Here is a 24,769-nt window from a genome sequence, read left to right as displayed (position 1 = left end):
TTTTTCTCATCGTATGCAAATGCCGCATTCTCTAGCCAGATGCAAATGGCTTCAGCAAGAATCAAAATTAATACCATTATACACATAAAAATTGGCTGTGCCTATTTATTTTATGTAAAGCCAGTGCTCGCATAAAGAGCAAAAAAAAGAGAGCACGCTCTCCGGTCAAACAGAAGAGCGTACTATGAGGATTCAGAGTAAATTGTAGATCACATCGAGCACCGATCCATCGTGGTATTCGACCACACCCACGATCTCATCGCCCGTTTTCGGCTTGATCGGCATCCCCGTGGCCGCCGTGATCTTCTGGTGGAGGGCTACCATCGAGATCGTCTCTACTCCTGCGGATGCTAACTGATCCTTTAGGTCCTGCCTGTCGGGGTGGACCGCGATTCCTTTTTCCGTAACGAGCACATCCACCGAACTTCCCGGTGTGCAGATGGTGTGCACCCGGTCCACCACAATCGGGTAGCGCTTGCGGATGCTGGGAGCGACCACCACGGTGAGCTTGGCACCGTAGGCCGTATCCGGAGCACCGCCAAGGGAGCCGATCATCTTGCCGTTGGTACCGGTGATGGAGTTGACGTTAAAATCAAGATCAATCTCCGTTGCCGATAGGATCATAACGTCCAGCCGGTTCACCAGGTTATCGGGGTTATCGGGATTCGCGTAAACATCAGCAGAAATCTCCCGATGGCTTTCGTGCTCCAGTAGCGAGCGAACGGCCCCTTCCCCGAAGGTCTGCACATCATAGAGACGCTTGAACAGTCCTTTTTCAAACAGACTGACAAGCGAGGTGGTGATCCCACCGAGGGCGAACCTACCTACGATCTTGTTCTCCAGCATGTAGGACTCAAGGAAGCGACAGACCGATAGGGAGATGGCGCCCGACCCCGCTTGAAAGGAGAAACCATCCTGCACAAGACCACTGGCCACCAGGACCTCCGAAGTCTTTTTCGCGATCAAGAGATCCAGCGGCCTGTTCGAGACCCGCGTCGCATCCGTCGCGATCAGAGCAGGGTTACCGATCGAGGAGACCTTCACGACCGATTCGATGCGACTTCCTGTTATGGATACTTCATCATGTGTTGAGACCATGTCGGTCACCGCGATGCAGTGACGCGCATACTGGCTATCGACCAGGGGATAGCCCATGGACCCGAAAGCAGAAGGACCGATGCGACCGGATACATTGCCCTCTTCGTCGCTACAGGAGGCAGCGATAAAGGCCACATCGATGCTGATCTCACCGGACTTGATCGCCCGGGCCCGGGCCCCGTGGCTCATGAAGACCACCGGGGCTTTCAGCGGATTGTCCTTTTGGACTGCTCTGGCCAGTTCGCCCCGCAGACCCGTAGAATAAACGCGGGTGATGGTTCCGTCCTGGAAATACGGAAGCAGATGATCGTGGGTTTTCGATAAAGAGGAGACCGAGAGCGTCAGGTCGCGGATACCCCTTTCGCTGATCTCTCTGATCACCGTCTCCATCACACGGTCTCCATTTCTGAGATGGTGGTGAAAGCTGATGGTCATCCCATCCCTAAGCCCCGCATCGGCGATGGCCCGACCGAGGCTTTTGATTTTTGACAAGTTACCGGTTGCCGGCGAGGGATCCTTCGGATCGAAGACCTCCACTTCACCGTAACCGGGAATCCGATCGGGTACTCTTTTTAACCTTTTTCCGCTCACGATCAAACCCTCCCCTTGTAGGCCAAGAATTTTCTCGCCTTTTTGATCAGTGGCACATCGATCATCTTGCCATCGACGGCGATCGCGCCACCCCTTTCGATATCCGCTTTTTCCACGGCAACCATCACGCGGTCGGCCCACTGGATTTCCTCGATCGAAGGTCGGAACACCTCGTGAACCCTTTCGATCTGCGATGGATGGATACAGGCTTTTGACTGAAAACCCATGGCATAGATCCGCTTGAGCTCAGCTTCAAAGCCCTCGGTATCTTGAAAATCCGCCCAAACCGAATCGGTGGCCTCCAGGCCGTAGGCCCTAGCGACGTTGAGAATCGTACTACGGGCATACTGCAGTTCATCTCCCGCCTTGGTACGGCTCACCCCCAGCGAAGCGGTGTAATCCTCGGCTCCGAAGGACAGGCCCATGATCCGTTCGCTGGCCGTGGCCATCTCATGCGCATGGATCACACCCATCGGTGTTTCGATACCGATCTGGATCTTGGTCTTGCCGATCGGTTGCCGGTGGATTCTCTCGAGATCCTCCAGCATCCCTTCTACCACTAGGATTTCCTCAGGCGTTTCGCACATGGGCAGGCGGATGTGGTCGATGCCCGACCGTACCACCGCATCGAGGTCTTCCTCGATGAATGGCGTCTTCAGCCCGTTAACCCGAACGAAAAGCTCCACACCGTCAAAGGTCAGGGATCGGGCGGCTTCCACCAGCAGGTCGCGCCCGCTGTCTTTTTCCGAAAGCGGTACCGAGTCCTCCAGATCGAAGATGATGCAGTCCGGTCCGTAGCTTGGGGCAAAATAATAGAGTTTCGGCTGGCTGGCAGGACAGTACAACATGGTTCGCCTGAGCTTATCCACGGTGCACCGCCCGCTTGATCGCCGTTTTGGTCCGGGCCCTCAGGGTGAAGTCCAGGGCTCCCTGGTCTTCCACCACCACATGCGCCTTCTCGATCGCCAGATCGTCGAGCGCCGTGAGGACCGCTTGCTCCATGAGCGGAGCAAACTGATCCTTGAACTTCGAATGAATGTCGATCCTCCGCTCCTTGGCCTTCAGATCCACCGTGACCTTGGCGTCGCTGTCGCGCACTTGACCCGCGGTTCCCACTCTCTTGTCCATCATCGTTCCTCGAAAGAGAGGTCCTTCACCAGGAGGCGTCCGCCATCGACCACTGCATAGCCCACACAACCGTGGCTGAGGGGTGCCGGATCGCGGTAGGAGAGGACTTTCTCCCCATTGATCTCGACCTCGATTTCAGCGCCTATCGCGCGCACGCGAAAGGCATAGGCTTTCCCCAGTTCCCAATCAAAGTCGGCCATGGCCAGGTTCTCGTGGCCAAAGTCCGCTTTCTTGAGCACCACTTTGCCCGCCTCGAGGCCGGCCAGGTAACCGATCTTGATCCCCTGGCAGCGGAAGGCCGCGAAGTGACCCTCGCCGTACTGGGGAATCAAGGTGATGCGATAATCCACATCCGCGTTATAGACGTTCCCCGTCATGGCCAGCGCATCCTCATTGGTGATCAGGTGGATGTGATCTTCTTCAAGCGTGAAGGAACCGCCGTTCTCCGTAAACTGCGTGGTGGTTTTGAACTCCGTCGTCTCCTTGGCAAAGTCGATCTGGTGCCTGCCCTTGCCCGTGACCTTGAAGGCATCGATGATCAGGTTGCCCAGGACCTTGTTTCTCTCCCTGGTGAAGCTCTCGAGCTCCAGGCCGATCTCATCGATGGGTTCTGCTTTCGAATCGGGAAGGGTAAAGGAGATCTCGGCCCACTGGCCGTCTTCGATCATCTGGGGTCGTCCCTTGATGATTTCTTTGGAGTGGGACAAGCGGATGTAGGGGGTCACGCCAAAGTCATCCCCGTTCCACTTGTCGAGGTAGAGCCTGCAGGTCATCTGCTGGCCGCTGAAGACCTTGGGCGAAAAGGCCGGTTGGTACCGCTCATCATCAAAGTCTTCCCTGCGGTAGAAGGGCTTGTAGTAAACCCGGGCCACGTGTCCCCGGTAGACACGGTCGAGCAGGACACCCAAACTCCCCGACCCATCCTTGCCGGCATGCGGCAGATGTCGGAGCGGAAAGTGCACCGGATCGCTACTTCTAAAGCCATGGGTGGAACCCGGGATATCAAAATCGAAGACCAGGTCTTTTTTGTTCGCTAGAATCTTCTCGATGTTCTCCGGTACCGGCTCCCCCGCTAGCGCGTAGCCGTAGTTGGCCACTTCCTTAGCCAGGGTGGGAATATCCACGATGTTCAGCGAGCCGATGGCACTCGATGCCACGATCACGTCGTTGATCTGATCGAGGTATCTCTTCTGAAGGCCATCGTAACCGTTCATGACCCCGAGCACGGTACCCACGTTACCGGCATTACAGTCTGTATCCCATCCGCACATGGTGGCGATCTCGATGGTTCTCGCCAGATCGCCCTCGCCGTAGAGCATGGACAGCACCATCACGCCGGAGTTGGGGATGATGTGACAGACACCCGGATAGCGGTCGTAACCGAACTCGCGCTCGAGAAAATCCCGCGCGTTTCGGAAGTTCTTCTCGTCATCGCGGTCGTAAAAATCGATCACGGCATCTGCCACCCGGCGGTACTCTGAATCGGCCGGGAACACGCCGAAGGCCGACGTGATGATCTCGCGGATGTCATCGCAGACGAAAGCCTTGGCGATACAGGCCGCGATGAACTTGGCCCCGTAGATCCCGTTCTTATCGTGGGAAACGCTGGCCGCCTTCCCCGCGTACTCGGCCGCCTTTTCCATGTTGCCCGGAAAGATCAATCCCCAGGTATCGATGAAAATCTGCCCGCCGATCTGCTCGGCGATGGCCAGGCCGTTGACTTCTTCCGATCCCGAATGGGGGGGCATGATGCCTTTTTTGAGGTTCAAAAAGGCCGTGTGCTCGGTGCTCGTTCCGTATCCGCCCCACCAGAACATGCCCACGCCCTCCCGGGAGTAGTTGAGCCAGGCTTTGCCCACGTGCGCTCCCTCGAAGGTCTCCCCTTCTTTCATCAGATCAAGCGCCTTGAGAAAGAAGATCGGTCCGTTCAGATCATCGTCCGCTGCAAAGTTCTTGTAACGCTTCACATAGCCCGTGATGTCCCCGTAGGTCTCGTGAATCTTCTCGTAGGTCCAGAGCGTCGGTTCCACGGGCGCCCCTAGGATCACGCCCATGGCCTTGCCCACGATGCCACTGTATACCTTTTCCAGATAATTATCCTTCATATGCTTACTCTCCTATCAGTGCGTCCATATCAGCGTGCCAAGCGACGGCTTCTCTCAGATCGGTCGTGATGATATCCCGTGCGGTCTTGGCGAACTTCCCAGCGATCTCTCGGAGCGGATAACGGTTCACGCGCTCCAGGTCTTCGATCACATCCTCCGGCAAAATCTTGGCGCCCTGCATGGCCCCAGCGATGGCCCCGATCATCACGCCGATCGAGTCCGTATCTCTTCCGGAGTTGATCCCGTCCACGATGCTCTCGTCGAAGCGTCCATCGTGCAAGCGCAGGTAAAAGAGGGCGATGGGCAGCTCCTCGATGCTAAAGAGCCGACTCGGCGTGTAGTGGTTCGACGGCCTACCCAGTTTGTCGGGATCGCGGAGGACATCGTCTCCCATGGGTGAGAAGGGAGCGATCGCCTCTTGCAGGGCCCGCACGACGAGCTCGTGGTCCTCCCGCTTGTCCTTGAGCACATCGGCCAGATCGACCAGCGCCCGGATGGCCGCCTTGGTCCCATCCTTGGCCAGGTCCAGGCCCACCCCGATCACTTCGTCGATGGTCACATCCGGTTCAAAGGCCTTCGCCACACAGGCGGCGAGGACGCCGGCCGCTTCAAGCCCGTAGCTGTTCTGGTGGCCCGAGGCAAAGAGGATCGCCTCGTCATAAGCCGCTTTGGGCCTGCCGGCATTGACCGCACCCACCGGCGGAATGTACATGGCGGCGCCGCAATTGACCATGTTCCCGATCCCGCCTTCGCGCGGTTCACAGTTGGCCAGGGCGTGTCTTGTGAAGATGTACTGCTCCGGATAGAAGAGCCGCTCCATGATGTGGGTCTCACGGTCCAGCTCGGGCACATAGTAGGGTTCGTAGTAGATCTGCCGGATGAATCCATCGGCCAGATCGTAAGCATCGATGTGACGCCCTTCCGTGTTGTAGACTGCCATCAAGGCCATGGCCATCAGGGTATCGTCGGTGAAGATCCCGTGCCCGCGCATGCGGAAACGACGATCCTTCGGCGCCCAGTCGGCCTTGTGCCAATCCATCCGGTAGGTCGTCACGCGTCCGTACCGCTCTTTGATTTCATCGTAAGATAGTTTTTCGATCGTTGCGCCCAGGGCATCGCCGTAGGCAATACCCAAGAACATCCCTAATACTTTATCTGAGAACATGCTTGCCTCCAATATCCTGTGGTTTCTCCACTGTTCACGGTCCTTATGGCGTAAAAACAGGGAGGTCGTTTTTTACGCCGCCTCCCTGCTTCTTGCTGTCACGAAGGGTTGGGTTCAACCTTCTTGTCCTATCCTCGGTTATCTAGTCCAGATACTCGTTCGCATAGGCCGTCAGATCTTCTCCGCCCAGTGCGTACCAATCGGCTACGAAGGCCTCCCAGGCATCCGGTCCAATTTTTCCCGTGATATAATCGGCAGCAAACTCATTGTACAAGTTGTTCACCGCATCCATCTGGGGCGCCAGTTCCGCGGGAAGCGTCACATCGGTGTCCGCGACGTAGTACTTGACGGCCATCTCTAGCGACTCTTCTGCGGGTTCACCGAGAAGCGGCGTCTCCAGTTCCATCTCAGGCTGCCACGAGGGCACTTCAAAGAAGAAGGCGAACCAGTTTTGCGCTTGTTCTGTCAGCTCGATCTTGCCGTCGACGACGTTGTACTGGTCGCCTTCAAAGCCCAGGCGATCGATAAACTGACCTTCATCCGATGCCAGGAACTCGAGTACTTGCCAAGCCACGTCTTTATGCTCGGACAGAGAGGAAATCGCCATGCCGCGCGTTTCCTTGGTTACCGAGACGGGGTAGTACCCCTGGGCAACGCCGCTTGCCGGCGGTAGGACCGTCAATGTGGCTTCAGGTCCGTTTTGACTCTTCATATTCCCATCGTAGATATCGATGACCTTACCGGAGGTACCGGCGATCACACCCACGGTGTTGGAGTAGAAGGCCTGCTCCTTGGTGTCCCAGGCTTTCGTCAGGTACTCCGGATCGAGCAGCTCTTCTGCGTACAGCTTGCGGTAGAAATCCAGCTTTTCTTTTTCCATATCCGTTACTTTACCGTAGACATAGGCACCCTCTTGCTCAACCCAGGTCCCCGTCACACCGAAAGCGTTGTTGAAAATGGTGTCGATCTCAAGGAGGGCGCCGGGCACTGTGTAAGCATAATCCGTGTGCTCTTCGGCCATCTCCTGGAAGAAGGCATAGTAGTTATCCACTGTGGGATCGGCCATGAGGGCTTCGGACGTCTCCATCTCTGCAAAGAAATCCGACCGCACGACGGGCACTTTGGTGGCCATCGGCTTGATCCACAGCAAGTAGGGGTAATTTTCCACGCGCTCCGCCTGGTGGGCGAGCATGGCGTCTTTGATCACAGGAGAATTATCGATGTAAGGCGTTAAATCTTCTAAGATCCCCTGGTCGGCCATCTGTTCGTCCCCACCTTGGAAATAGATGAGATCGGGAATATCTCCACCGAGGAGCATCAAGCCCAGGTTTTCAGCGTAGTTCCCCTGTGCCATTTCAACGACCTCGATTTCCACGTTGACGCCCTCATCCGCGAGGCCGCTCTCGATGCGATCGATGTAGGCCTGGTGCACTTCGTTGCCCGGGTCGAGGTCTTTCATCACCATGCTGAGCACAACCGGCTCATCGCTCGTTGTGTCGGCCGGCGTTTCTCCTGCCGGTTCTTCCGCAGGTATGTCGGTCGGTTCTTCAGGCGTCTGCGAGGTGCAACCTACCATACCCAAGATCACAATGATTAGCAATAGACTGACTAGCTTTTTCATGATACCCTCCTTGAATTCTCATATTACTAATGCCCGGGTCTCGATGACCTTGGCATATTAGTCGTGTTGGTCCTTACTTGATCGCTCCTTCGAAGGTCCCCTTGGTGAAGTACTTCAGGATGATCGGATAGAGGATGAGCACCGGCACCATGCCCACGACGATGGCCGCTGCCTGCAGGGCATCGAAGTTCACGCTACCGTAAACTTCCGCCATCTCGTTGAAACCTCCTACGATGGCCTGGGTGTCCTCTAGGACGACGAACTGCCGCAGGACCACTTGCAGGGGCCACTTGCCCGGTGTGGAGCTTAAGAAAATCGAAGACCGGAAGTACTCGTTCCATCGGTAGACCGAGTAAAAAAGGGTGATCGTCGCGATGGATGGTTTCGACATGGGGGCAAAGATCTTTGTCAAGATCTGAAACTGTGTGGCGCCATCGATGATCGCCGCCTCTTCAATTTCAACGGGGACGTCCTCGAAGAAACGCATCATGATGATCAGGTAGTACACATTGACCATCTTGTAGAGGATGATCGACCACATGCTTCCCAACAGACCCACGTTTTTCATCACGAAGTACTCGGGGACGATGCCCGGCTCAAAGACCATGACGAAGATCGTGAGGAGAATGAAAAACCGCCTTCCCTTGAAACCCCGCCTCGTCAGGGCAAAGGCAGCGACCACCGTAAAGGATACGCTGAGCAAAACACCCAGTCCCGTGTAGAGGAGACTGTTCAGGATGCCCTTGATGATCTGGGGGTTGCTGAGGATAAACTGGTAGTTCAACAGAGACGGATCCTTGGGGAATATGTTCAGACCCGTTAGCCTGGACACGCTATCGGGATGCGTGAAGGATAGGGCGACCAGGTTCAAGATCGGTTGGAGTGCGAAGACTGTGAACAGAAGGAGTATAGTGCCTATGACAACGTCTGAAAATTTCGTTTTTCTCATGCTACCAAAGTCCCTTTCCCGATATGCGTTTGGCCACCTTGTGCGCCGAGATGATCAGCACAAAGCCGATCACACCTTTGAACACACTTGCGGCGGTGGAGATCGAATACTGACCCGTCACCAGACCGATGCGGTAGGTATAGGTATCCAGGATATCGATGACACTGATCGTCGATGCGTTCATCAGGTTGAAGACCTGGTCGAAGCCGGCATTCATGAAGAAACCCAAGTTCAGGATAAACACGGTGATAATGGTGTTCTTGATCATCGGTAGGGTGATGAAAAAGGCGGACTGCACCTTGCTGGCCCCATCGATTGTTGCCGCTTCGTACAGACTCTTATCGATCTTGAGGATGGCGGCGAGATACAAGATGGAATCCCAGCCCGCGCTACGCCAGATTTCTGAGACCACCAGCACCCAGCGGATGTGGGCCTTGCTCGTGAGAAAATCGATCCGCTCTGCTCCGAACATGCCCATGATGCGGTTGACCGCACCAAAGGAGGGAGAGAGAAAGGAGATCCAGATCCCCGCGATAATGACCCAGGATAGAAAGTGCGGTACGTAGGTGGAGATTTGAACGAACTTCCGGTACCTTGAGCTTCTCACCTCGTTGATGAGAAAGGCCAGGAGAATCGGTACCGGTGAGACGAGGACCATTTTCATCGTGCTGATGATCACGGTGTTTCTCAGGATATTCGTGAAAGCACCCGTTGAGAAAAGATGCTTGAAGTGCTTGAGCCCTACGAACAGGTTGTCTCCGATGATTCTGAAATCCTCGAAGGCGATTTTCATCTCGTAAACCGGCAGGATGTGGTAGACCGTGAAAAAGGCCAGGACAGGAATCAAGAGGACGTAGAGAAAACCGTACTCCCTCCAGTATGTTTTCCGATCTCTAATCACCTTGCGTCCACCTCATCATGACCTCCCGATCGGGCATCCCACCCTGGGCCCCCATCTCTGTCACGGAGATGGCCGCCGCCCGGTTGGCATAAGCGATGGCCTCGACCAGGGATTCCCCCTGGGAGAGACGATAGGCCAGGGCCCCGTTGAAGGTGTCGCCGGCCCCCGTTGTATCCACCACATCCACAGGGATCCCGCTGATGCGCTGGACCTGCCTACCATCGAAAAAAACGGCGCCCTGGCTACCCAGGGTGACGATCAGTTGATTGGGGAACTGTTTGAGCACTTCTTCTAGGGGCCGGTCGCCGAAGAGCATTTTGACTTCGTGTTCGTTCGGCGTCAGGTAGGTACACTTTTCGATCATGGACATCGGTAGCTCCTGTGCCGGCGCGGGGTTTAAAATGGTGGGAACCCCCGCTTCGTGGCAAAGGGCAACGACAGAGGCGATGGTCTCGAGCGGTATTTCCAATTGCATGACCACGATCTGGGCCTCCCTTAAGAGAGTCTCGTGGGCGCGAATTTCCTCAACCCCAAGCCGGCCGTTGGCCCCGGGAATCACGATGATCGCGTTGTCTTCACGGTCCACGACGATGCCAGCCACACCGGTTTCACAAGCCGACGTGCCGACCGCAGCGGTATCGATTCCGTTCTCTCTCAGGTTACCGATCATTTTCGATCCGTAGATGTCATTGCCCACGAGGCCGACCATCGACACCGCGCCGCCGAGCCTTGCCGCTGCGACGGCTTGATTGGCACCTTTTCCTCCCGGGATGGTCATAAACCCTTCTCCGAGAATGGTCTCACCTTTACGGGGGCTTTTCTCACATGTAAAGACCAAATCTGCATTGATACTCCCAACCACAACTATCGAGCTCATCTTTTCTCCTCTTCTTCCCCATTTGCTTTTCCTATGATAAGTCTAGTTTATCGAGTTTTCTGGCGACCTTCAATGTTACACAGGACAAATGTATGCGTTTTCACGCCCGCTATATTTGTCACATCAGTTCTGACTCTCTGTTTTCCACAGGTTCAAGGCCGTGAAGACCTTGAAAAGGTCTTCCGCCTTTCGCGGGTTGTAGCCCGTCACCTGGGCCACCTTGTTCAAACGGTACTGCAGGGTGTTCTTGTGGATGAAGAGGGCTTCGCTTGTTTTCGTCAGGGAGGTGTTGTTCTCTATGTAGACGCGGATCAGGGCATCCATCTCCTCGATCTCCTCCTCCTTCATGCCCGCGAAGACCTCCTGCTGGAAACTGTCGGCCAGCTTGGCATCGATCCCACGGTAGATCAACTGCATCGACAGATCCTTGAAGGAGAAAATTCCCTGGCCGTATTTGTTCTTGGCGAGTTTGAGCGTCTCGTGAACCTGATGGTAGGCCCTGCTGAACTGGTCTCGACCGGTCACGAGATCGGAGATGGCAAAGGTGATCTTTCCCTTGTATTTTTCCGACACATAATTTTTGACATCGTTCAGCTGCTGTTCGATCCGCTGGACATCCTCATGAAAGAAGAGAAGGATGATCTGCCCGTGGTACTCGCTCACGAGATTCTCAGAAGAGATCATGCGCTCGATACTATCGATCACAAAGTCGTTGACGACCGACTGGTCCGAAAGGTCCTGGGTGTCTGCCAGCACAAGATAACGGACGTCTGCCACCTTCTTTTTGACCAGTTGCTCCGTATCCTCCAGCGCTTCCGGCATCTGCTCTTCGTTGAAGAGGGCGCTCACGAAGCGGCGGTTGTTCTCCGCCTTGGTGATCCTTCTCGTGTAGTACATGGACTCGCTCAGGAGGATCTCCACGATCTTGGCGACCAGATCGCTGTACTGGGTGATCGCCAGATAGTCTCCGATCAATCCGACGATGGCGCTCAGGCTCCCCCCGATGAGGACGGGGAGCAAGATCACCTTGTTGCTCAGATCATCGGTGTCGGCCACGTGGATCGTTCTCTTGGCGGCCACGGTCTTTCCCAGGGCCAGGATCTTGTCATCAAGTTCCGTCTGGTTGCTTCCCACCAGGTCTCCCTGGTGGTCGAAGATGTAAATCTCATCGTAGATGAGGTCGTTCAGGCTGCGGATGATGTTGCTCGCCTGCTCCCTATTGATCTTCATGAGGATCCTTCCCTTCGAAGTAGGCGAGCACCGACTGGATATCGGGGATGGAGTTCACCGTACCGATCTTCATGGTCGAGAGGGCAGCGGCCCGCGAGGCGCGGTCCAGATTCGCTTCCATCTCCATGGCCTGGGCCACGCCGGCGAGGAAGTAGCCCACGAAGACATCCCCCACCGCCGATGTGTCGGTGGAGGCCACCTGGTGCGCCCGGTAGTAGTGCTGGGTACCGTCCCTAGCGATATACGTCCCCCCGCGCAGGCCCAGGGTGAGGAGGACGTTGAACTTCTTCACCATGAGGTTTCGCACCGCATCGTTGATCCGGCGGGCACGGGCGAGCTCCAATAGCTCGGTCTCGTTGACAATCAAGGTATCGACCTTGGCCAGGTCATAGGTGTACACAGATTGGTTGAAGGGGGCGGGATTTAAAAAAATCCGCATGCCCTTGTCATGGGCCCGGTCGATGATGTAGCCGATGTCATTGATCTCGTTTTGGAGTAACAAGAGGTCCCCCGCATCGAAGTGGGCCAGGGTCCGGTCGATGTCCTCCACACGGTTGCTCTGGTTGCTCCCGGCGTGCACCAGGATCGTGTGGTTTGAGTCATCTGCCAGCTGGATGATGGCGTGACCCGTGTCCACGTTGGACTTTTGCAGAAAGTCAATCTTCACACCGTGCTCCAGCAGGGTGTATTTGAGCAGCTCACCGTTTCGACCGATGTTCCCCGCATGGTAGACCTCCACACCGGCCTTTCGAATGGAAACGCTCTGGTTGAGCCCTTTTCCTCCGGACATCACCTGATAACCTTGGGCTAATTTCGTCATGCCCGGTCGCACCAGCCGATCGACGTAGTAGATCCGGTCGATGTTCTGGGAACCGAAATTCAGTACTTTCACAAGCAACACTCTCCTCGCTCTCATGATCACGAACCCTTGCTAACGATACTCGTGTACCCTTTCCTTTTTTAGAAGCGGGGAGTCAGCTGCACAGGATAAAAGCAGACGGTCCCCGCCTAGAAGAATCGTCTGCTTTTTTTAAAAAAAGCGTATCCCTTGAAGCAAAACGGCTCCTGCCCATCGACTACTCCACCTCGAACTGCCCCATCATGCCCGCGTCCTCGTGCTCCAGGATATGGCAGTGGTACATGAAGACACCGGGGTGCTTGAAGGTTGCGATCGCCCGCACCGTCTCTCCCGGGTAGACCACGAAGGAGTCTTTCCATCCTCCTTCGTTGGCAGGTGGTGGGTTGCCATCGCGATCTAGGATCTGGAACTGGGTGCCGTGGGCGTGGAAGGGATGGACGGTGCCACCCATCATGCCCCTGCCGCTTTCGTTGGAGACCTCCCAAATCTCCGTGGCCCCAAGGGCCACCCGCTCATCGATCCGGTTGGGGTCGAACTGCTTGCCGTTGATATTCACACTGGGACCGGCCCCCTGGAAGACGAACGCTCTGACGACCGAAGCCTTTTCCGGTGCAATCGGTTCGATCGGCGCCAAAGTATCCGGCACTTCATCATCGTTGCTGTCCTCATCACTCACGGTGAAGGTCATAAAGGAAAATCCCAGGTGTAAGAGCTCCACCGTGTCTCCGCTTTCATAATCGGAGAAGTCGATCAAGATCTCCGCGCGCTCCGAAGGACCTAGCGTCAGGCTGGTCATTTCGACGGGAGCTTCTAAGAACCCACCGTCGCTGGCGATCTGATAGAAGGGTTGGTTATCGTCCAGCCACAGGTCAAAGAGGGTCGCGTTCGATCCGTTCAAAATGCGAAAGCGCATGAGCCCTTTTTCCACCTCGAGCACCGGATCCAGCTTGCCATTGACCAGGATCTCGTTGCCCTGCAGGCCGAACATCACATCGGGCATGGCCAGGATGTAATCGAAGCTTCCGTCCTCATTGAAGCGCTTATCCTGTATGATCAGGGGGATGTCGTTCACCCCGTAGTCCTTGGGGATCTCGAGCGCATCGGAAACCTCGTCCTCGATGAGAAAGAGCCCGGCCAGCCCCTTGTAGACCTGGCGTCCGGTGTTTCTCTCCGGATGGGGGTGGTACCACAGGGTCGCTGCCGGCTGGTCGATCACAAACTCAGGCGACCAGGTGTCCCCCGGCCGAATCCCGCTGTGCGGTCCACCGTCATCTTCCCCGTTCACCTCGAGACCATGCCAGTGGATGGTCGTCACTTCTCCATCCAGTTGATTCTCAACGTTAACTGTCACCTCTTCTCCCCTTCTGACGCGGATCACGGGGCCCAGGTAGTTGCCATTATAACCCATGGTGTCGGTGACCGTTCCGGCCACAAATTCTTTCGACCCATGCATGGCCGTGATTTGAAATGTAGCACGGCCCGGATCGGGATCCGTATCCTCTAGGATCGGCGGAATCGGAAGGACCGTGCTCTCCACCCCACCACCGGCTTCCTCGATCACCAGGTCCGGTTGGTCCGAAGACCGATCGACCTCTGGCCCCGGCATACCGGGGCCGCATCCCGTTAGGGTTAGAGCGATCCCTATTGTCACAGTCGCAATCATCAACAAAGCTTTCTTCATTTTGTTCACCTCTCTTTGGATAGATACCCGGATACGAGGCGATTATGAAGGTTCCATTAAGGAGATCGCTTAAAAGGAAAAGGCAGGCCACTTTTCGCATGAAATTTTCCCTGCGATAAAGGGCGTGCCCGGTTCATACAGCAAAACTACTCAAGAGCCCTGTCGATCAGTTCGGGCAAGTTCTCGGGAAACCAATGTCCCAGGTCTTCGACGACGCTGAAGTGGACCTGGACGCCCTGTGCTTTTAGATCGGCGACCAACTGCTTCTGGTCCTCCAGGCAAGGATCGTGTTCCCCCGTCAGTATTGTCCCCTCGATCCCTCTCAGCCCTTTCATCGCCTCTATGGTACAGCTCTTCGGTCGATCTGGGCAGAGGACGACATAGGTCTCGCAGGGGAGGATCCCTCTGCACATAAGATCCAAACTCATGGTGCCCCCCTGGGAGAAGCCGCCGAGAACCACACGATCGGGATCCACCGGATATTGGTCGACCACCTCTCGATAGGCCGCTAGGATCTCCTTTTCGGCCCTTTCGGTGTCATCCCAGCTGTAGCCTTCGGATGTCACCACTTGGCTGGACTGGACGAACAGGGTGATGTAGTCACTTTTCAGTTTCTCCGAAGTCCAGAAGCGCTGGAAAAAAGCACCGCTCTCCCCCCATCCGTGCAGGGCCATGTGGAGGGGGTAGGTCTTCTTGGCATCAAAGGCTTGGGGCAGGACCACGTCATAGGTCATCTCCGTCTGTTCTTGTTTCGCTATTCTAAGCCACTTGTTCTTCTGAACCAGCCTCTGGAAACTTTCCGTGGAGCGGAGGGCAGACCACCGCTCGTCCTCTTCCCGGAGGTAGTAAAAGCACCCCTTCTGATTCCCATACGCGAGCACCTCCAGGATTTTTTCTTTGTAGGCCTCCCCCATCAGGGAGTAGATATAGGCCAGGTCGTTGGTGATGAGAAACACTTCTTCTGGAAATCGCTCGAGGCCTTTTTCCAGCAAGGCGATGGCTTCTTCTTTCTCATCCTTTTCCATATGCGCCATGACTGCTCGATCGAGCGCATCATATGTTTGATAATCCATTTTTGTCGTCCCCTTTTCTTGGATAGGCTATTGTATCTGAGTCCAACTGATGATTCTGAACGCCGACCGTCTATTCTTCGATTTCCCCATATGAAGCAGTCTATCGTAGTTCTTGCACACGTTGGTGTTTCTATAAGCTAGCGTTTGATCCGAACAGTGCATTCTCGCTTAAGCCTTAACGATGTCCAGCAGGCGCCTATTGATAAAGATCTTTTCCCTCCCCCGGATTTCGACCTCGAGGATGTCGATTTCGACTAACTCGTTCAGATAGGCCGAGGCTGTTTTCCTGCTGACCCCCAGACGCTCTTGAACATCGCCTATTCTTGTGTAAAATTCCAAAAAAATCGTCTCAATGAGCTCACGAGAGTAAAGTCGCTGATTTCTCTCTTTAATGATGTCACTTGTTTCATCGATCAAACGGTTGATTGCTTTCAATATTGCGAGTGACTCCGCGGCCATCTCCTTAACTCCACAAAGCATGTAAACAATCCACGCTTCCCAGTCATTCTTACTCTGTATATTTCTCAAGCGTTCGTAGTACTCTTGTTTGCGATTCATAATGTACTTGCTCAAATACAGAATAGGGGAATCTAAGAGTCCCTTTAGCACCAGGTAAAGAATGTTGACAATTCTACCCGTCCTCCCATTGCCATCATAGAAGGGATGGATACTCTCAAACTGATAGTGTATGACCGCTAAGCGGATCAGATCGTCAACCTCTCCCTCGCTGTTGATGTAGCGCTCTAAATCGCTCAACCGATTACGAATCTCTTCTTCCGTTTCAGGGGGTCGATAGGCCACTTCACTCGTCTGCTCATTCGTCAGCACCGTTCCAGGTTGCTTTCGGATGTCAGCACGATTTCCTTCGATGATTGCCTGGATCTCGATAATCATATTGATCGTCAAGATGCCGTGCTCCTCTACCAAGCTGATGCCATGCCATAATGCTTCCCTGTACCGAAGCACTTCTTTTGGCGCACCCTTCATATAACGCTCGTTTGATAAGGCCCGGAACAACTCATCATGAGTGGTGACGATATTTTCAATCTCTGAACTGTCTTTTGCCTCATTCAAAGTGATCGCATGAATGAGTATGTTTTTATTCGGCACGATCTCAGCATACCCTTTAAGCTCCGCAAGGCTCCTGTGCGCTTTTGACAGTTCCCGCATAATTTTTGTTGTCTCTAGATTCAGTTTTTCATTCCCAACGGTTACAGGTAACGTTTGAAGCGGAATGGCCATCTGATCACCTCCTTAATATGTGTAAATAAAAGTGTATTTTACTCACATTCTAAGTATATGCGTAATCCCTACTCACGTCAATTCAATGTGAGTAATAACTGTTTAATATTACACATATCTGAAAAAGGTCGGTAACACTTGCGCAAGCACTTGAAGCATAACGAAAGCACATCACCCCCGCCTCCACGGTAAGTGATGTGCTTGTATGCTCTATCAGATGATGCCCCGCGCCTCTTCAACCTCCACATTCAGAATATCCTGGTGGCTGACCAGGCGATCGACCAGGTCCTTTTCCTTGAGAAAGAGAGGGCCTCTGACGTACAGTCGCAGGCGGATCACGTTCTTCCCGCTTTCGCTCGTATCTTCCCTCGTCTCCAGGATCTCCATCTTAATTAGCCGGCAGTTCTGTGACTCGCTTCGAATCGCGACGGATAAAACGGAAACCCAATACATAGGAAAACGTCAAGCAAAATGTTGGTTTTAGCCCCGAACAAGTCGACATTTCAACTGAGTCAGTTAATCTTTTCTAATATCTTTTTTGCTTGTCCACTTACATGTTCACCATCATGCTCACTAACTTGTCCATTAATCTTCATCTCTGAACATGGCGGTAGAAATACCAAGCTAATCAACCCAACATTCGGAGCGGATTTCGTTTTCGTTCCGTTTGTTTGCAGTGAAAACAACCCACTAGGTGGCTTGATGGTGCTCCACCTGCGAAATTATCAATATACAGAAAAGCACATCACCCCCGCCTCCACGGTAAATGATGTGCTTGTATGCTCTATCAGATGATGCCCCGCGCCTCTTCAACCTCCACATCCAGAATATCCTGGTGGCTGACCAGGCGATCGACCAGGTCCTTTTCCTTGAGAAAGAGAGGGCCTCTGACGTACAGTCGCAGGCGGATCACGTTCTTACCGCTCTCGGCCATATCTTTCGTCTTCTCCAGGATCTCCATCTTGATCAGTTGACAGTCCTCGGATTCGATCAAATCGTTGATCCGTCCGATCTGCTTGGGTACGTCTTTCGTCTCGATGTTCAAGATCCGGTCCTTGTACTTGAGCCCCTGGCGGTGCTCGAAGTTTCCGAAGTCTTTCAGGATAAAGATCACGGTAAAGAGACCCACCACGCTGGTGAGATAGTTACCGGCACCGATGGCCAGACCAATGATGCCGGCCACCCACAGGCTGGCCGCAGTGGTCAGTCCCTTGACGCTACCGCCGTTTCGGATGATGGTCCCGGCCCCGAGAAAACCGATCCCGCTGATTACCTGGGCGCCCAGGCGCGTGGCATCGAAGGTCAGGAAGCTCCCCTCCTGCACATGCATCTCCAGGGGGATGAGCATCACGATGGTCGCCCCGATGCAGACCAGGGCGTGGGTCCTGAGCCCCGCAGGTCGATTCCGATACTCCCTTTCGTAACCGATCAGTCCACCGGCGAAGGCTGAGAAGACCAAACGGAAGATATGGACGGCCTGGTCGACGGTAAAGAGGTCCTTGACCACCACGAGCTCTGGGATGGCGTTGATGATCCCAAAGGTCACCATCATCCCGGCGAAAAGTCCTATTAACAGCGGGTCCCTATGGACTTTCTTCACATCATTATCGAACATACGTCACCTCCGAGGCTGATCAGGATCAAGAAACATTGGGAAATCGTTATCCTTTCCTACCACTTTATCCTTTTCTAGGTTCTATTTAAACAGAGCATCCTGCACTTTTGTATATAAAAATGAACAAAAACGCTAGAAAAAGAGTGTGTGATCCTCTAATGGAGGGTCATACACTCTTTTCTCCGATATGGTTCTTGAAGGTCATGGGGGTCACCCCCATCTTTTTCTTAAAGAGAATGCTAAAGTACTTGGCATCCTGGTAGCCCACCTGTTCGGCCACTTCATAGATCTTCAGGCGCCGGTCTTTCATCAGCTCGATGGCCTTTTTGATCCGGTGGTCCGTCAGGTACTCCACGAAGGTATAACCGGTGTAGGTTTTAAAAAGGCGGCTCAAGTAACTCTCGCTGATCTCTAGCTCGTCGGCCACTTCACTGATGCTGATGGACTCCCGGAAGCGGTCTTCGATGCAGGCGATGGCCTGGGTCACGTAGCGCCGGCGACCGTCGACTGTCTGGTCGAAGGTCGTCTCCAGGACCAGCTCGGCTTTTCCTTCTTCCAGCATGCGCTGTTTTTCCTCTAGGGTCTCGGCCTTTTGCTTCTCTACTATCAGCTGGATCACGTTCCTGAGGGTGGAGTAGAACTCCTCGTCTTCTATGGGTTTGAGGAGATAATCCTTCACACCCAGCTTGATCGCCTGTTGGGCGTAGGCGAAATCATCGTAGCCAGAGATGATGATCCACTCCACCTCGACCTCGCCCTCGAGTTTCTTGATCATCTCGATGCCATCGACCACCGGCATATGGACATCGGTGATGACCAGATCCGGCTGCAGCTTCATGATCAGCTCGTAGCCCTCTTCCCCATCCTTGGCCTCCCCAATGACCTCGCAGCCGAAGTCCTCCCAGGGGGTGGCCAGCACCATACCCCTGCGGATAAAAGATTCATCTTCCACGACAACCACTTTGATCACACAACCACGATTCCTTCCTCACGGCGGGGGAGGGTGATGATCACCCTTGTGCCCTCGCCGATGATACTCTCGATCTTGACGCCGTACTCTTTTCCATAATACTGCTCGATCCGCTGGGAGACGTTGTAGATGCCGATATGGTGGTCCGGCTGGTCTTTTCCCAGTAGATTCATCTGCTGTTCGGTCATGCCGATGCCGTTGTCCGCGATCTCAAAGCGCAGATCATCTCCCACCTGCTTGCCGCTCACGCGGACCAGACCGTCGGCGTGGTCGACCTTGCCGAGACCGTGCACGATGGCGTTTTCCACGAAGGGCTGTAGGATCAGGCGTGGGATCCGGTCGTGGAGGATCCCCTCCTCGATCTCCTCGATCAGTTCAAAGGCATTGTTGTACTTGATCTTCTGGATCGACAGGTAGCTAGTGATCAGGGTCATGCTGTCCTTGACCGTCACGAACTCATCCACCGTGTCGATGCTGAGCCTCAGGAGTTTGGCCAAGTTCGTCACCACACTCACGGCCTCTTCCTTGTGGCCGAGCTTGGCGCTCCACTTGATTACATCCAGGGTGTTGTAGATAAAGTGGGGTTTGATCTGGGCCTGGAGCATTTTGATCTCGGCCACGCGGAGCTGCCGCTGGTTCTCGATGGTCTTTTCCATGTAGCCCTTGATGCGGTCCAGCATCTGGTTGAAGTACTTGGCCAGATCGCCGACCTCGTCGTTGCTTCCACTGTCTGCCCGGACGGTCAGGTCGCCCTCTTCCACCTGTCCCATGATGCCGATGAGATCGTGGATCGGCCGGGCGATGAAGCGGGCCAGCACCAGCGCCAGGATCGAGGCGATCACGAGGCTCACCAAGCCACCGATGAGCAGCACCAATTTCAAGATCCTATCGAAGGCTTCGAAAATCCCAGAAGAGACGTTCACGTACATGGTACTGCCGAGAAAGGCGTTGGGGTGGACGATCGTGAGAAAGCTGTTCTGGTCGATCTCATCGGCGATGCGGTGGTGGTCGTTGATTTTCTGTTCATCGAGATACTGGGCCCGCTGGAACTTGCCCTCCATCTCGGGGTAGAGGGAGTCGAGGACCGTGTAGCCGTAGCGGTCGACCATCGTGATATGGAGGGACAGGCCGGACTGGATGGTCTCCATTTCCTCCATGACCACGGCCCGGGGGATGTCCAAGATCACGTAGCCGATCTGGTCTTTCTCCCGACCGAACACCGGTGTGGATAGACTGATCACGCTGGACTCCCCGGAAAAATGATCGATCCGCTGGGGATAGAGCTTCACCAGCGACTCGGTCTCGATGGTCCTGCGAAAGAGACCCCAACGGCTGACGAGACCCAAGCGGTGGATTTCCGGTAGTTCCGACGTGGAGTAGACGGTCCTGCCCTCCAGGTCGACCACATGGACCAGGGGCTTGATCTTTTGCTCGATCAGGCCATCGTACAGTATCTGGTAGATCTCTGCGCTGTGGGTCTCCGTCCTCCCCTCAGGGGTCAGGCCGGCACGGATGGCCGGGTGGTTTGAAAAGGTCAGCATGATGGCCTCGTAGCGCCGGATCCTGTCGTTGATCCGGTCGTTGGCCAGTACCACGCTGGCTTCCGTCTGCTCCCTGAGGGTACTGTCGAGAAAGTCCACGGAGAGCCCGTACATGGATCCCCCGATGATCAGGAGGGGGATCGTGCTGCAGATGATAAAGACGAGAAAGAGCTTGTAAAAGAGCGGTATCCTGCGCTTCATTGGATCCCAGCCTCTCTTTCGAGCTGAATCCAGCGGTTCAAGATCACTTCTTTCTCATCATAGGTGTTCAGATCCGAGGCCGAGAAGATGTTGATCTCGTCCATGGGCACGAGCCCGAGGGGCACGTCCACGTCATGGCGGATGGAGCGGAGGTAAAAACGTTCCACCATGTAGGTCTGGACCTTGCGGCTGAGTACAAAATCGACGAAAGCCAGGGCTTCTTTCCTGTGTCTGGCGTCTTTCATGATGGCGATGGAGTCGGTAATCACCGGTGTTCCCTCGGCGAAGTAGATGAAGTTCACGTCTTCTCCGCGGTGCATCATGGAAATTGCCGCTTCTTCCATGGAGATCCCGAGGGCGAAGTCACCGGCTGCCACGCCTTCGTAGACTTCTGCCGACTTGGCCAGGAGCTTGCCGTCTAGGTTGTCGAGAAGACGCGCCACGCGATTCCAGTCCCGCGTGCCATCTCCTTCCATCTCCAGGAGAAAGGACAGGGCGATAAAGGCCGAGCCCGATGCCTTGGGGTCGGCGAAGGCCAGCTTGCCACGCCACCGGGGGTCGAGGACCTCGGTAAAGGAGCGGGGCACCTGGTCTTCTGAGACGAGCTTGGTGTTGTAGATGAGCACGATGGGCAGGAGGTTGTAGCCGAGGAGGAAGTCGTCTCTGTCGGCCTCGATGCCTTTTGAGACCAGATCGATGGATCCGGTGAAGCGGTCGAACTGGTCTTCGTAGATGCTCAGGTACTCCTCGCTGCCGCCCCAGACCACATCCGTCACGTAACCGTCGCCCTTTTCGTCGAGGACGCCCAGGATATCCAGGGTCCCGGCCGACAGGTACTCCACCTGGATCCCGGTGGTCTCCTGGAACTCCTTGACGATCGGGATGATGATCCGCTCGTTGAGCGGACTGTGGATGCGAAGCACGGGGTCCCCGCTTTCCTCCTCGCCGGTCATCAGCTGCATCCCCTGCTGGTAAGAGACCAGGAGGATGATCACGAGTCCGATCGACAGCAGCCCCCAGTGGATCCGCTGGTCACGCAAAAGTGTGAAAAACCTATTTTCCTTGTCGTGTTTTTCTTCCTTACCCATGGTCTTTTCCCCCTCTCTATCGTTTCCGTTCACGTCACTCCCACTATCATACCCTATCTACTGACCGCGGAAAAGACCGGGTTGTTCTGGGTGGCGCAAAAGCCCCAAGCGACCTGCGCACTTGGGGCTTTTTCCATTCGATCAGATGTGCGGAATCATGTCCTTGACAGAGCCGAAGGCCAGGTCCGCCTTGACCGGGCTCTGCCGGTGGGCCTCCTCGGTGGTCTCCCCGGAGTAGACGAGGACGGAGGTGATCCCGGCGTTCAGGCCGGTCTGTACGTCGGTGTAGAGTCGGTCGCCCACCATGACCATGGCCTCTTTTTCACAGCCGAATTTCGCGGCGATGCTCTCGACCACGTCCTTGTTGGGCTTGCCGATGACCTTGGGTCTTCTGCCGGTGGAGGCCTCGATCAGCGCGGCCATGGCCCCGGCATCGGGCATAAAGCGTCCACCGGGCAGGGGACAGTTGAAATCCGGGTGGGTGGCAATGTAGGGCACGCCCTCGGCCAGGTACTCGCAGGCTCCCCATAGCTTGGCGTAGGTGAGGGATGTGTCGAAACCAAGGACCACAAAGTCCACTTCCTTGCCCCTCTCGCGGATCAGTTCGAAACCGGCTTCTTCAAACTCCCGCTCGAGGGCCGGTGTGCCGAGGAGGAAGATCCTGGCAGAGGGCTTTTCTTTTCTCAGGTACAGCATAGTGGCTTCACCGGAGGTAAAGATCTCTTCCATGGTGGCGTCCACACCGAGCCAGCGCAGTTTGTCGATGTACATGCGCTTAGATTTCGATGAGTTGTTCGTCAGAAAAACGAGCCGCTTGTTCTTTTTTCGAATCAAATCGAGAAAGGCTTTCGATCCATCGATCAACTCATCTCCAAGATAAAGGGTGCCGTCCATATCGAGCAGGAACATTTCTTTGTCTTTGAGCACATTTTTCATAGGAGGGTCTCCTGACTACTGGAATAGATTCAGCGTAAACAGGGCAACGCTCTCGGAATAGGTGACCACCAAGAGTACCACCAGCAGTGCGATGATAAAGGGCCAGACTTCCTTGATGAAGTCCTCGAGCTTGATATTGATAATCGAGGACACCGTGAACATCATCGACCCAAAGGGTGGGGTCAGACCACCGATCATGATGTTGACGATAAAGATGATGCCAAAGTGAATGGGGTCCACGCCAAAGGTCTTGACGGCTGGAACGAGAAGTGGTGCTAGGATGACCAGTGCTGCGCCCCCTTCGATGAACATGCCGATGAAAAGAAGCAGCACGTTGATCACGATGAGCAGGACAAAGGCGCTGTCGGTCATGTTGACCAGGAATTCTGTGATCATCTGGGGAATCCGCTCGAGGGTCAGGTAGTAGCCGAAGACCTTGGCGCTGGCGATGATCGCCAGCACGGCCCCGGTGCTCTTAACCGTATCCATGAGGATCAGGGGCACATGCTTGGGTTTAAGCTCTTTGTAGACGAAAAAGCCTACGATCGAGGCGAAGACCACCGCGATGCCCCCGGCTTCTGTGGGGGTGAAAATGCCGAAGCGCATCCCCATGATGATGGCAAAGGGGATGAAGAGTGCCCAGACGGACTTGAGAAACTGGACGAAGACTTCCTTCGGAGTTGCGGCCCGTTCACGCGAGGGTTGGTAGTTGCGCTTGAGGGCAATGATATGCACGGTGATCATCAGGGCGATGGCCATCAGGATGCCCGGCATGTAAGCGGCGAGGAACATGCTGCCCACCGATACGTTGGCGATCAGGGCGTAAAGGATCAGATTCGTTCCCGGCGGAATAACGGGGCTGATCGCAGAGGATGCTGCGGTGATCGCTCCGGAAAAGGCTCTTGAGAAGCCCTTTCTTTCCATCTCGGGGACCAAGATCTTGGACTGCATGGCCGCATCGGCATTGGCCGATCCGGAGATGCCGCCCATGAGGGCGCTGAGCAGGACGTTGACCTGGGCGAGTCCGCCACGGGTATGTCCCACGAGGATTTCAGAAAAGTCCATGAGGGCGCGGCTGATCCCAGAGTGGTTCATGACGGCACCCACCATAATAAAGAAGGGTACAGCAAGGTAGGGGAAGGATTCAACGGCCGTTACGAACTGCTGGATGATCATTTCCATGGGCATGGACGTGTTGATAAAGATAAAGTAGGTCAGCGATGCGCCCATGAGAGCGAAGGCGATAGGAATGTTCAAAAAGAACAGGATAAACAGTACTGCAATCGGTAGAAAAACCATTATTTGTTCGCCTCCTCTCTTCTTTCTCTCATCATCTCAATTTCCTCTTGGATCAGTCGTTCTTCGAGATCGTCCTCAATCGTGATCGATACATCTTGTTTTAAGAAAAAGTTTCTGAAACTCTGCACAAGAAAGTAGAGCGAATAGATGGAGATGAGGGCAAAGGAAACGATGAGTGCACTGTAAATATACTTGTAAGAGATCTCCAGCGCTGCGGTGATCTTAGTGGAGCCGATCACGTACTTATAACTGAAGACAAACATGGTGATCGCTAGGGCGGAAACGATCAGCGAGGTCACGAAGACCACCGCGGCCTTGTACTTTTCTGGCACGAGATTCGTCAGTACCTCGACACCGATGAGTCCCCTTGTCTTGTAAGCGTTGGCCAGGCCTAAGAAGATCACCCAGATAAAGGCGCCCACGGCGATTTCTTCCGACCAGGTAAAGGTAAAGCGTAAAAAGTATCTTGTGAAGACGTTCATGATGACGAGTACCGTGGTGATGGATAAAAAGACCGATCCCAGGTACAGTTCAAAATGGACACCGATGTGTCTGAGGTGTTTATTCATCTGCCCTCCCACTTTCTTTATCTACCGACA

Annotated in this window: 22 protein-coding genes; all 22 read right to left on the bottom strand. The window is 54.7% G+C overall.

Going from position 1 to position 24,769, the window contains the following annotated elements; genetic code table 11:
• Positions 1-192: 192 nt before the first annotated feature.
• The 22 genes from citF to ACULM0_RS11335 all read right to left on the bottom strand — a co-directional run bounded on the left by citF (position 193) and on the right by ACULM0_RS11335 (position 24,739).
• On the bottom strand, positions 193-1,689 hold the full coding sequence (gene citF, locus ACULM0_RS11440) for a citrate lyase subunit alpha (protein ID WP_463677663.1): 1,497 nt from the start codon (positions 1,687-1,689) through the stop codon (positions 193-195).
• Positions 1,690-1,691: 2 nt separating this feature from the next.
• Positions 1,692-2,558: an HpcH/HpaI aldolase/citrate lyase family protein gene (locus tag ACULM0_RS11435; protein WP_463677662.1), complete on the bottom strand. Its 867-nt coding sequence runs from the start codon at positions 2,556-2,558 to the stop codon at positions 1,692-1,694.
• Positions 2,551-2,820 (bottom strand): citrate lyase acyl carrier protein, encoded by a 270-nt coding sequence (gene citD, locus ACULM0_RS11430; RefSeq protein WP_463677661.1) that lies wholly within the window; start codon positions 2,818-2,820, stop codon positions 2,551-2,553. The genes ACULM0_RS11435 and citD overlap by 8 nt, the downstream gene beginning before the upstream one ends.
• Positions 2,817-4,922, bottom strand: a complete 2,106-nt coding sequence (locus tag ACULM0_RS11425; RefSeq protein WP_463677660.1) for an ADP-ribosylglycohydrolase family protein — start codon at positions 4,920-4,922, stop codon at positions 2,817-2,819. Before ACULM0_RS11425 ends, citD begins: the two co-directional genes overlap by 4 nt.
• A gap of 4 nt (positions 4,923-4,926) precedes the next feature.
• Positions 4,927-6,087 (bottom strand): ADP-ribosylglycohydrolase family protein, encoded by a 1,161-nt coding sequence (locus ACULM0_RS11420; RefSeq protein ID WP_463677659.1) that lies wholly within the window; start codon positions 6,085-6,087, stop codon positions 4,927-4,929.
• A 142-nt stretch (positions 6,088-6,229) separates the two neighbouring features.
• Positions 6,230-7,708: an extracellular solute-binding protein gene (locus tag ACULM0_RS11415; protein WP_463677658.1), complete on the bottom strand. Its 1,479-nt coding sequence runs from the start codon at positions 7,706-7,708 to the stop codon at positions 6,230-6,232.
• A gap of 73 nt (positions 7,709-7,781) precedes the next feature.
• Positions 7,782-8,657: a carbohydrate ABC transporter permease gene (locus tag ACULM0_RS11410; RefSeq protein ID WP_463677657.1), complete on the bottom strand. Its 876-nt coding sequence runs from the start codon at positions 8,655-8,657 to the stop codon at positions 7,782-7,784.
• A gap of 1 nt (position 8,658) precedes the next feature.
• Positions 8,659-9,558, bottom strand: a complete 900-nt coding sequence (locus ACULM0_RS11405; RefSeq protein ID WP_463677656.1) for an ABC transporter permease — start codon at positions 9,556-9,558, stop codon at positions 8,659-8,661.
• Positions 9,551-10,435, bottom strand: coding sequence for a ribokinase (gene rbsK / locus ACULM0_RS11400; RefSeq protein WP_463677655.1), 885 nt, complete (start codon positions 10,433-10,435; stop codon positions 9,551-9,553). The genes ACULM0_RS11405 and rbsK overlap by 8 nt, the downstream gene beginning before the upstream one ends.
• Positions 10,436-10,558: 123 nt before the next feature.
• On the bottom strand, positions 10,559-11,665 hold the full coding sequence (locus ACULM0_RS11395) for a helix-turn-helix domain-containing protein (protein ID WP_463677654.1): 1,107 nt from the start codon (positions 11,663-11,665) through the stop codon (positions 10,559-10,561).
• Complete coding sequence (locus tag ACULM0_RS11390) at positions 11,652-12,557, bottom strand: ribokinase (RefSeq protein ID WP_463677653.1); 906 nt, start codon at positions 12,555-12,557, stop codon at positions 11,652-11,654. Before ACULM0_RS11390 ends, ACULM0_RS11395 begins: the two co-directional genes overlap by 14 nt.
• A gap of 184 nt (positions 12,558-12,741) precedes the next feature.
• Entirely contained in the window at positions 12,742-14,205 is a 1,464-nt protein-coding gene (locus ACULM0_RS11385; RefSeq protein ID WP_463677652.1) for a multicopper oxidase family protein, read from the bottom strand.
• 146 nt (positions 14,206-14,351) lie between these two features.
• On the bottom strand, positions 14,352-15,278 hold the full coding sequence (locus ACULM0_RS11380; protein WP_463677651.1) for a hypothetical protein: 927 nt from the start codon (positions 15,276-15,278) through the stop codon (positions 14,352-14,354).
• A 168-nt stretch (positions 15,279-15,446) separates the two neighbouring features.
• Complete coding sequence (locus ACULM0_RS11375; RefSeq protein WP_463677650.1) at positions 15,447-16,520, bottom strand: Fic family protein; 1,074 nt, start codon at positions 16,518-16,520, stop codon at positions 15,447-15,449.
• Positions 16,521-16,733: 213 nt separating this feature from the next.
• A complete protein-coding gene (locus tag ACULM0_RS11370; protein WP_463677649.1) occupies positions 16,734-16,973 on the bottom strand; it encodes a hypothetical protein in 240 nt (79 codons plus the stop codon).
• A 334-nt stretch (positions 16,974-17,307) separates the two neighbouring features.
• Positions 17,308-18,135, bottom strand: a complete 828-nt coding sequence (locus ACULM0_RS11365; RefSeq protein WP_463677648.1) for an MgtC/SapB family protein — start codon at positions 18,133-18,135, stop codon at positions 17,308-17,310.
• Positions 18,136-18,301: 166 nt separating this feature from the next.
• A complete protein-coding gene (locus tag ACULM0_RS11360; RefSeq protein WP_463677647.1) occupies positions 18,302-19,105 on the bottom strand; it encodes a response regulator transcription factor in 804 nt (267 codons plus the stop codon).
• Positions 19,102-20,847, bottom strand: a complete 1,746-nt coding sequence (locus tag ACULM0_RS11355) for a cache domain-containing sensor histidine kinase (RefSeq protein ID WP_463677646.1) — start codon at positions 20,845-20,847, stop codon at positions 19,102-19,104. The genes ACULM0_RS11360 and ACULM0_RS11355 overlap by 4 nt, the downstream gene beginning before the upstream one ends.
• Complete coding sequence (locus ACULM0_RS11350; RefSeq protein ID WP_463677645.1) at positions 20,844-21,935, bottom strand: extracellular solute-binding protein; 1,092 nt, start codon at positions 21,933-21,935, stop codon at positions 20,844-20,846. The genes ACULM0_RS11355 and ACULM0_RS11350 overlap by 4 nt, the downstream gene beginning before the upstream one ends.
• Before the next feature lie 141 nt (positions 21,936-22,076).
• Positions 22,077-22,871 (bottom strand): HAD-IIA family hydrolase, encoded by a 795-nt coding sequence (locus ACULM0_RS11345; protein WP_463677644.1) that lies wholly within the window; start codon positions 22,869-22,871, stop codon positions 22,077-22,079.
• Between the two features lie 15 nt (positions 22,872-22,886).
• Positions 22,887-24,170 carry a TRAP transporter large permease gene (locus tag ACULM0_RS11340; RefSeq protein ID WP_463677643.1) on the bottom strand — a complete coding sequence of 428 codons (1,284 nt, stop codon included), beginning with the start codon at positions 24,168-24,170 and terminating at the stop codon, positions 22,887-22,889.
• A complete protein-coding gene (locus tag ACULM0_RS11335) occupies positions 24,170-24,739 on the bottom strand; it encodes a TRAP transporter small permease (RefSeq protein ID WP_463677642.1) in 570 nt (189 codons plus the stop codon). The genes ACULM0_RS11340 and ACULM0_RS11335 overlap by 1 nt, the downstream gene beginning before the upstream one ends.
• Between the last annotated feature and the right edge of the window lie 30 nt (positions 24,740-24,769).

Source organism: Halotolerantifilum yawarlongkerapense, assembly GCF_054506745.1.
Note: the sequence above shows the minus strand (reverse complement) of the source record. Positions and strands in the feature narration are given on the sequence as shown.

Bases quoted from the DNA above. Each gene is read 5' to 3' on its own strand.
- citD (WP_463677661.1), bottom strand. From the start codon at position 2,820: ATGATGGACAAGAGAGTGGGAACCGCGGGTCAAGTGCGCGACAGCGAC.
- ACULM0_RS11425 (WP_463677660.1), bottom strand. From the start codon at position 4,922: ATGAAGGATAATTATCTGGAAAAGGTATACAGTGGCATCGTGGGCAAG.
- ACULM0_RS11420 (WP_463677659.1), bottom strand. From the start codon at position 6,087: ATGTTCTCAGATAAAGTATTAGGGATGTTCTTGGGTATTGCCTACGGC.
- ACULM0_RS11415 (WP_463677658.1), bottom strand. From the start codon at position 7,708: ATGAAAAAGCTAGTCAGTCTATTGCTAATCATTGTGATCTTGGGTATG.
- ACULM0_RS11410 (WP_463677657.1), bottom strand. From the start codon at position 8,657: ATGAGAAAAACGAAATTTTCAGACGTTGTCATAGGCACTATACTCCTT.
- rbsK (WP_463677655.1), bottom strand. From the start codon at position 10,435: ATGAGCTCGATAGTTGTGGTTGGGAGTATCAATGCAGATTTGGTCTTT.
- ACULM0_RS11395 (WP_463677654.1), bottom strand. From the start codon at position 11,665: ATGAAGATCAATAGGGAGCAGGCGAGCAACATCATCCGCAGCCTGAAC.
- ACULM0_RS11385 (WP_463677652.1), bottom strand. From the start codon at position 14,205: ATGAAGAAAGCTTTGTTGATGATTGCGACTGTGACAATAGGGATCGCT.
- ACULM0_RS11380 (WP_463677651.1), bottom strand. From the start codon at position 15,278: ATGGATTATCAAACATATGATGCGCTCGATCGAGCAGTCATGGCGCAT.
- ACULM0_RS11375 (WP_463677650.1), bottom strand. From the start codon at position 16,520: ATGGCCATTCCGCTTCAAACGTTACCTGTAACCGTTGGGAATGAAAAA.
- ACULM0_RS11370 (WP_463677649.1), bottom strand. From the start codon at position 16,973: ATGTATTGGGTTTCCGTTTTATCCGTCGCGATTCGAAGCGAGTCACAG.
- ACULM0_RS11365 (WP_463677648.1), bottom strand. From the start codon at position 18,135: ATGTTCGATAATGATGTGAAGAAAGTCCATAGGGACCCGCTGTTAATA.
- ACULM0_RS11355 (WP_463677646.1), bottom strand. From the start codon at position 20,847: ATGAAGCGCAGGATACCGCTCTTTTACAAGCTCTTTCTCGTCTTTATC.
- ACULM0_RS11350 (WP_463677645.1), bottom strand. From the start codon at position 21,935: ATGGGTAAGGAAGAAAAACACGACAAGGAAAATAGGTTTTTCACACTT.
- ACULM0_RS11345 (WP_463677644.1), bottom strand. From the start codon at position 22,871: ATGAAAAATGTGCTCAAAGACAAAGAAATGTTCCTGCTCGATATGGAC.
- ACULM0_RS11340 (WP_463677643.1), bottom strand. From the start codon at position 24,170: ATGGTTTTTCTACCGATTGCAGTACTGTTTATCCTGTTCTTTTTGAAC.
- ACULM0_RS11335 (WP_463677642.1), bottom strand. From the start codon at position 24,739: ATGAATAAACACCTCAGACACATCGGTGTCCATTTTGAACTGTACCTG.